The organism is Rhodoglobus galactosidasius (genome assembly GCF_054957775.1).
This window is the reverse complement of the sequence record NZ_JBQIAV010000008.1, coordinates 146,671-152,825: the sequence shown is the minus strand read 5'-3', so window position 1 is coordinate 152,825 and position 6,155 is coordinate 146,671. Positions and strand designations below refer to the sequence as shown.

The window sequence follows — 6,155 nt, the reverse complement described above, 5'->3', positions numbered from 1 at the left end:
TACTAATAAGTCGATAAATTGATAACACCCCACCTCACCGGAACCCTTTAGGGTTGCGATGGTGACTGAGAAGAATTCTCGCGTCCACTTTGTGGTTCCCGATTTACGGTCGGGAACTGCGCCCAGCTAACACAGCTCGGGATCCACCTTCGGGAGGGTTCCAGGTTATGTTTACTGGCCCAGACTGATACATAAATCAATAGTGTTTCGGCGGCCATAGCGAGAGGGAAACGCCCGGTTACATTCCGAACCCGGAAGCTAAGACTCTCTGCGCCGATGGTACTGCAAGGGGGACCTTGTGGGAGAGTAGGACACCGCCGGACTTCAATTGTAAAATAGCCACACCTTCGGGTGTGGCTATTTTGCGTTAACCAGTCACTGCAGAAACCCAATTTAGGAGCCATTGCGGTTTGCGCCGCGATGGTTAGCCGTACAGTTCGCCGTCGACCCACTCGGTGCCGGCAGGCTCGAGCATCCGTTCGCCTGCCGTAGCGCTCGCAACCAGCGCAGCTAACGCCGGCTCGCCGTCGGGCGCTGACGTGATCGTCATCACAGCTGAGTTGCCGTATTCTGTGCCAAGCACCACGACTCCGAGCTGTCGAAGTTCTGCCTCGATGCGGCCGGCATCCGCATGGGGAAGCGACAGACGAAACAGCTCGCGGCGTTCGCGCAGCACAAGCCCGTTCCGAGTTGTGGCAGCGTTGACGGCTGCTGCAGTCGCATCCGAGTAGGCCCGGATCAGCCCGCCGGTGCCCAGCAGCGTCCCGCCGAAATAGCGGCTCACTACGGCAACACAGTCGATCAGATCGCGGCCGTTCAACACATCGAGGATCGGACGACCCGCGGTGCCCGACGGTTCGCCATCGTCGTTAGAGCGTCGCACCTGGTCGGGCGCGCTGCTCGAACCCAGTACAAAGGCAGAGCAGTGGTGTCGTGCATCCCAGTGCAACTTGCGAGCCGCATCAATGACGCCGCGGGCATCAGCCTCGACGTCCACGCGCACGATCCGGCACACGAACCGTGAGCGCTTGACGTCCAGTTCGGCCTCGGCCCAAGAGCCGACACCGCCGCGCAATGTGAACTCGACCATCTGTCCATTCTCTCCCAAGTAGCTTTTGTGTGGGTGTGGGTGCCACGCAAGAGCAGGGGCGGGCAGGCGTAGGCTGAGAACATCATGGAGCTGTTTGCCGCAATCGTTCTCTTTCTCAGTGCGCTCTTCAACGTTGTCGCGTGGCCACGATTCTTCAAACGGGTGAGTTCTGATCCTCGAGCGCGGGATACCGCAGGCAAGCCGACAGCGTTCTACCGAGTGCACGCCGTGCTGCTTGCCGTCGCGCTACTGCTTGCTGCGGCATCCGCTATCGCAGGGATTCTTCTTCTCGCGAGCTAGCACAGAGCGTGCAGCCGCAGGCTCTATTTCGTCGAGCTCTGCGCGGTAGCGAGATGCGAACCTGTCGAAGGATTGCGGGTCGTGATTCCACCAGGTGCGCAACTCGGGGCTGGGTGCCAACTCTTTGCACTACTCATCGAGTGCGGCATCCGCGTTACTGACTCCGCGGGCCAGAGCCTGTCGCCGAGTACACGATAGCCATCAGTGTCCAGCGGTGATTCGTAGATTCGAGCGATCGCAAACGTTGTCACTAGTCGACACTCCCTAAAGCGCGTCCGATTGCCGATGCGCTTGTCAGCATTGTCGCCCAGTATAGGGAGTATGAGTTTTGCGCTGCCGCCGCTTCGGCATCCCCGCCGCACAATTAGCAACCGCACGTTCGACTTCTCCCGTCAGGTTGCTGTCATGGCGATCGTCAACCGCACCCCAGACTCCTTCTACGAATCGGGGGCCAATTTCGCGCTCGAGAATGCCGTTGCAGCAGCGCTGCGAGCAGTGGAGTACGGTGCGGATTGGGTCGACATCGGCGGAGTCCCGTTTGCGCCAGGGGATGCTGTGAGCATCGAGCAAGAAGCAGCGCGCGTCGTTCCCGTCGTGCAAGCCCTGCGTGAGGAGTCTGATGTGGTGATTTCAGTCGACACCTTCCACGCAGAGGTTGCACGGCGCAGCATCGAGGCTGGCGCTAACGTGATCAACGATACGACTGGTCTTAGTGATCCCGACCTCGCAGCGGTGGTTGCCGAAAGCGAAGCCTCCCTCGTTCTAGTGCACTCGCGGGCAAGCCCACGCACACAGTTTGCGCGACCACAGTACGATGATGTCGCCGCAGAAGTCTGTGACTTTTTGGCGGCACGGGTTGAGATTGCGCGGGCTGCAGGGGTGCCTGAAGAGCGGCTTTTTGTCGACCCCGGGCACGACCTCAACAAGAACACTCTGCACAGCCTCGAACTCACGCGGCGGCTCGACGTGATCACCGCACTTGGAATACCGACATTGGTCGCACTTTCCAATAAGGATTTCATTGGCGAAGTACTCGGCATGCCCAAGTCGCAGCGCCTCGAGGGTTCGCTCGCCGCAGCCGTGGCGTGTGTGCTGAACGGTGCGCGGGTGGTTCGAGTGCATGAAGTCTCCGAAACTGTCGCGGCGGTGCGCATGGCCGAGGCCATCTTGGGGCTGCGTGAGCCCGCGCTGCTGAAGCACAACATGTCAGACGCAAACGAAAGGTAGATTCTGATGGCAACCTCATCCGAGATCCGAACACTCACTGCCGGCGCTGAAGTTGGCGACGAACAATTGCTGGCCAGCTATGCGATCGCAGATCGTTCCGTGCCCTGGTTGCGTGCCAACTTTGTCTCGAGCATTGATGGTGCGGCAACCCACGAGGGCACTTCGGGCCCGCTCGGCACTGCTACCGACGGTCGAGTCTTCGCGCTGCTGCGGCGACTAGCGGATGTGATTGTGGTCGGTGCGGGAACAGTGCGCCAAGAGGGCTACCGAAATCTGGCGCTCGATGAGGATGCTGTGGAATGGCGGAAAGCCAATGGCCTCGCTGCACAACCGCGGTTTGCGGTGGTGAGTGCGTCGCTGCGTCTCGAACCGAGCGACCTCGCTGGCTATGCTGCGCGACCGTTCGTGATCACAACAGAAAGTGCTCCGGCAAGGGCGCGCGCCCAGGTGTCGGAGGTGGCGGAGGTGATTGTCGCTGGCGATACGGAGGTAGATACCGTCGAACTGAAACATGTTCTTGCCGAGCGCGGCTATCCGCAACTGCACAGCGAGGGCGGGCCGACACTATTTGCCACGATGATCGCTCAAGGAGTGGTCGACGAACTCTGTCTGACCGTCAGCCCCCGCTTGGAAGGTGGCTCAGCTCGCCGAATTGTGGATGCTGCCGAGGCAACCCCGCAGGACATGGCACTGGCGCATGCGCTTGGCGGCGATGACGGCACGCTCCTACTGCGTTACGTGCGGACGGCTCGCTAGTAATTTGTCGGCAGACCTGCCAGTCTGCGCCTGGGCGGCTACGGGAATAGCGAATGGCCTGCGAGCTCTAGCACTCGACAACATTGACCGCGAGCCCGCCCATCGAGGTTTCTTTGTAGCGCGAGCTCATGTCTTTGCCGGTCTCGGCCATCGTGATAATGACCTCATCGAGCGAGACGCGGTGCTCACCGTCGCCCCACAACGCCATTTTCGCGGCGTTGATCGCTTTGGCGGCGGCGATCGCGTTTCGCTCAATGCACGGGATCTGCACGAGGCCGCCGATGGGATCGCACGTGAGTCCGAGGTTGTGTTCCATTGCGATTTCGGCAGCGTTTTCGACCTGTTCCGGAGTTCCGCCGAGGATCTCGGCCAGACCAGCAGCGGCCATTGACGACGCTGAACCGACTTCGCCCTGGCATCCGACCTCAGCACCCGAGATCGATGCCATGCGCTTGTAGAGCACGCCGACGGCGGCGCTGGCAAGCAAGAAACGCTCTGTCGCGTCATCCTTCGTCGCTTGGTCCGCATCCCTCATCCCCGGCGCATAGTGCGTCGCGTAGAAGAGCACCGCAGGGATGATGCCCGCGGCGCCATTGGTGGGCGCGGTTACGACTCGCCCTCCAGAAGCATTCTCTTCATTCACGGCCAGAGCAACAAGGTTTACCCACTCCTGCCAGAATGCGGGATCCCGGTCGGGGTCTTCTTTGCGCAGACGTGCATGCCAGTCTGGTGCGCGTCGACGCACCTTCAGATTGCCGGGAAGGTTGCCGGTGCGCTCGAGACTGTTGTTCTTGCACTCGTCCATAACGTCGCGAATATGCAGGAGTCCAGCGGTGATTTCGGCCTGAGTGCGACGAGCGAGTTCGTTTTTGAGCATCACGCCGCTGAAACTGAGACCCTCTGAGCGACAGTGGGCTAAGAGCTGTGCGGCGGTGCGGAACGGCAAGGGATCCGCGACTGCTGCCGGGCCGGTGGACGAGCTGCCGTCACGGTTGTCGCCCTCTCGGTAGATGAATCCGCCCCCGATCGAGAAGTAGGTTGCCTCGAGCACAGCGTTGTCATCCGCATCGTATGCCGCGAACCGCATGCCATTCGGATGCCCGTCGAGAACGGTGAGCGGATGCAGCGCAATCGCGCCCTCAGTGAACGGGGTTTCGCGGCTGCCTGCAAGCTGCAATATCCCGGAACTTTCGATCCGCTCGAGAATCGTCTCCATCTCCGCAGGCAGAACTTGGTCGGGGAGTTTGCCCTCCAACCCAATAAGCACGGCGCTCATAGTGCCGTGACCTGCACCCGTAGCGGCGAGGGAGCCATAGAGTCGCACGCTGAGCGAGGCGACAGAGTCGAGCATCCGATGTTCGGCAAGGTCTGCAGCGAATGATGCGGCGGCGCGCATAGGGCCGACCGTGTGCGAACTCGATGGGCCAATACCGACCGTGAACAGGTCAAAGCTGCTGAGCGGAACCTCTTCGAGAGAGGGTGTGGGTACTTCAGTTCGGGGCGTCAGGTTGCGAATTGGCACGGTGACTCCATTTCTTCACCACACATCTTCGTGCGGGCGTCGTTGAGTCCTCTCCGCTCTGTATCGGGCCTGAGAGTTTCCGCACGCTTGTGGCGTCGCGTTGCCCCGTCGGCGAGTCGGGCAGGGCCGACTACTTTTCAGAGTTGCCTAGCCACTGCGGTACTGGTGCCTGAGAGATTCCCGGAGAGGGTTTGCTCCTACGGCGCCAACCAACGATCGGAAGGGCTCTCCCGCAGCGGTATGACGGCTGTTCACTTGTGCCCTCAGCATACACTTTCGGCCGCGAACGACACCGAATTATTGAGCGGATGCTGAGGGCTAATTGGGTGTTCGGTCAGGCTGCATGGCATGACCGTTTCAGTCTCTAGTCCTCGGGATCGGTGGGATCAATCGGCTCGTGGTGGTCGGCATTCGTGACGCCACGACGCCAGTACCCATCGGCCGCCACTTGTTGTTTGGGCAGGCCCAACTCGCGGCGCAGGTAGCGACGCAGGGGCACCAACGTTGTCGCCTCGCCAGCAAGGAAGATAAAGGTCGATTCCCCGATCTCACCGAGCGCACGCAGTGCAGCATCCAGTTGACCGAGTCCGTCGCGGCGGTAGAACCATTCGGCCGACATTCGTGCCTTCTGCTCGTCGGTGAAGTAGCTTTCCACGCTCCCGTCAGACACATCGAACAGTGCGGTGATGTGCACTGACGTTGGAAGCATATCGATCCACCGTGAGCTGGCGGGAAGTGCGGTTTCGTCGGCGACCAGAATCACGCGGGTGGCTCCACGGGGAAGCAACTTCGATCCCCGGGGGCCAGCGATCACGAGAGAATCGCCCACGGTTGCGTGGGCAGCCCAAGCAGAGGCGGGACCCTCATCACCGTGAACAACGAAATCAATGTCGAGCTCGTGCTGGCCGTCGGTGCTCCGGAAACCGAGGGGAGTGTAGTCACGAGAAATCACGCCGCCGCCCTTGGGCTTGCTGATGCCGGACTCGGTCATGATGGGAGCAGCGAGTTTGCCAGTAACAGGATCCGGAAAGAACGCCTTGACGTGGTCGGTGGGTCCGCTGCTGACAAACCCCTCAAGCTCGTCACCGCTCAGAGTGATTCGAGCGATGTTCGGCGTGGGGTGACTCACCGCGCTGACGGTGACGTGTCGGACGACGAGGGGGTGTTTGACGGTGTCGCGTTCAATGGTCATAGACGGTTGGCGATGGCGCCGGCTCATTTCACTCGAGAAGTTAGGGTTGCCTAATAACTCTAACGTGC

7 protein-coding genes, 1 rRNA gene and 1 riboswitch are annotated in these 6,155 nt (G+C 60.8%); of the genes, 4 read left to right on the top strand and 4 right to left on the bottom strand.

Features of this window, described 5'->3' with window-relative positions; translation table 11 throughout:
* Positions 1-206 precede the first annotated feature (206 nt).
* Positions 207-323: ribosomal RNA gene (gene rrf / locus ACTJJW_RS11710) — 5S ribosomal RNA — on the top strand.
* Between the two features lie 101 nt (positions 324-424).
* On the opposite strand, the gene ACTJJW_RS11705 is transcribed toward rrf, so the two are convergent.
* Complete coding sequence (locus tag ACTJJW_RS11705; protein ID WP_462644858.1) at positions 425-1,090, bottom strand: IMPACT family protein; 666 nt, start codon at positions 1,088-1,090, stop codon at positions 425-427.
* An 84-nt stretch (positions 1,091-1,174) separates the two neighbouring features.
* Here ACTJJW_RS11705 and ACTJJW_RS11700 point away from each other — a divergent pair, with 84 nt between their 5' ends.
* On the top strand, positions 1,175-1,390 hold the full coding sequence (locus ACTJJW_RS11700; RefSeq protein WP_462644856.1) for an SCO4848 family membrane protein: 216 nt from the start codon (positions 1,175-1,177) through the stop codon (positions 1,388-1,390).
* Here ACTJJW_RS11700 and ACTJJW_RS11695 read toward each other — a convergent pair.
* Complete coding sequence (locus ACTJJW_RS11695; protein ID WP_462644867.1) at positions 1,337-1,492, bottom strand: hypothetical protein; 156 nt, start codon at positions 1,490-1,492, stop codon at positions 1,337-1,339. The two genes, ACTJJW_RS11700 and ACTJJW_RS11695, sit on opposite strands and share 54 nt — an antisense overlap.
* A gap of 219 nt (positions 1,493-1,711) precedes the next feature.
* Here ACTJJW_RS11695 and folP point away from each other — a divergent pair, with 219 nt between their 5' ends.
* Positions 1,712-2,617 carry a dihydropteroate synthase gene (folP, locus tag ACTJJW_RS11690; protein WP_462644854.1) on the top strand — a complete coding sequence of 302 codons (906 nt, stop codon included), beginning with the start codon at positions 1,712-1,714 and terminating at the stop codon, positions 2,615-2,617.
* A gap of 6 nt (positions 2,618-2,623) precedes the next feature.
* A complete protein-coding gene (locus tag ACTJJW_RS11685; RefSeq protein WP_462644852.1) occupies positions 2,624-3,373 on the top strand; it encodes a pyrimidine reductase family protein in 750 nt (249 codons plus the stop codon).
* 67 nt (positions 3,374-3,440) lie between these two features.
* On the opposite strand, the gene ACTJJW_RS11680 is transcribed toward ACTJJW_RS11685, so the two are convergent.
* Positions 3,441-4,895 carry an L-serine ammonia-lyase gene (locus ACTJJW_RS11680; protein WP_462644850.1) on the bottom strand — a complete coding sequence of 485 codons (1,455 nt, stop codon included), beginning with the start codon at positions 4,893-4,895 and terminating at the stop codon, positions 3,441-3,443.
* Between the two features lie 147 nt (positions 4,896-5,042).
* A riboswitch (glycine riboswitch) is annotated at positions 5,043-5,138 on the bottom strand.
* A 121-nt stretch (positions 5,139-5,259) separates the two neighbouring features.
* Positions 5,260-6,087, bottom strand: coding sequence for a siderophore-interacting protein (locus ACTJJW_RS11675; RefSeq protein WP_462644848.1), 828 nt, complete (start codon positions 6,085-6,087; stop codon positions 5,260-5,262).
* Positions 6,088-6,155: the final 68 nt, after the last annotated feature.

Bases quoted from the DNA above. Each gene is read 5' to 3' on its own strand.
- ACTJJW_RS11705 (WP_462644858.1), bottom strand. From the start codon at position 1,090: ATGGTCGAGTTCACATTGCGCGGCGGTGTCGGCTCTTGGGCCGAGGCC.
- ACTJJW_RS11700 (WP_462644856.1), top strand. From the start codon at position 1,175: ATGGAGCTGTTTGCCGCAATCGTTCTCTTTCTCAGTGCGCTCTTCAAC.
- folP (WP_462644854.1), top strand. From the start codon at position 1,712: ATGAGTTTTGCGCTGCCGCCGCTTCGGCATCCCCGCCGCACAATTAGC.
- ACTJJW_RS11685 (WP_462644852.1), top strand. From the start codon at position 2,624: ATGGCAACCTCATCCGAGATCCGAACACTCACTGCCGGCGCTGAAGTT.
- ACTJJW_RS11675 (WP_462644848.1), bottom strand. From the start codon at position 6,087: ATGACCATTGAACGCGACACCGTCAAACACCCCCTCGTCGTCCGACAC.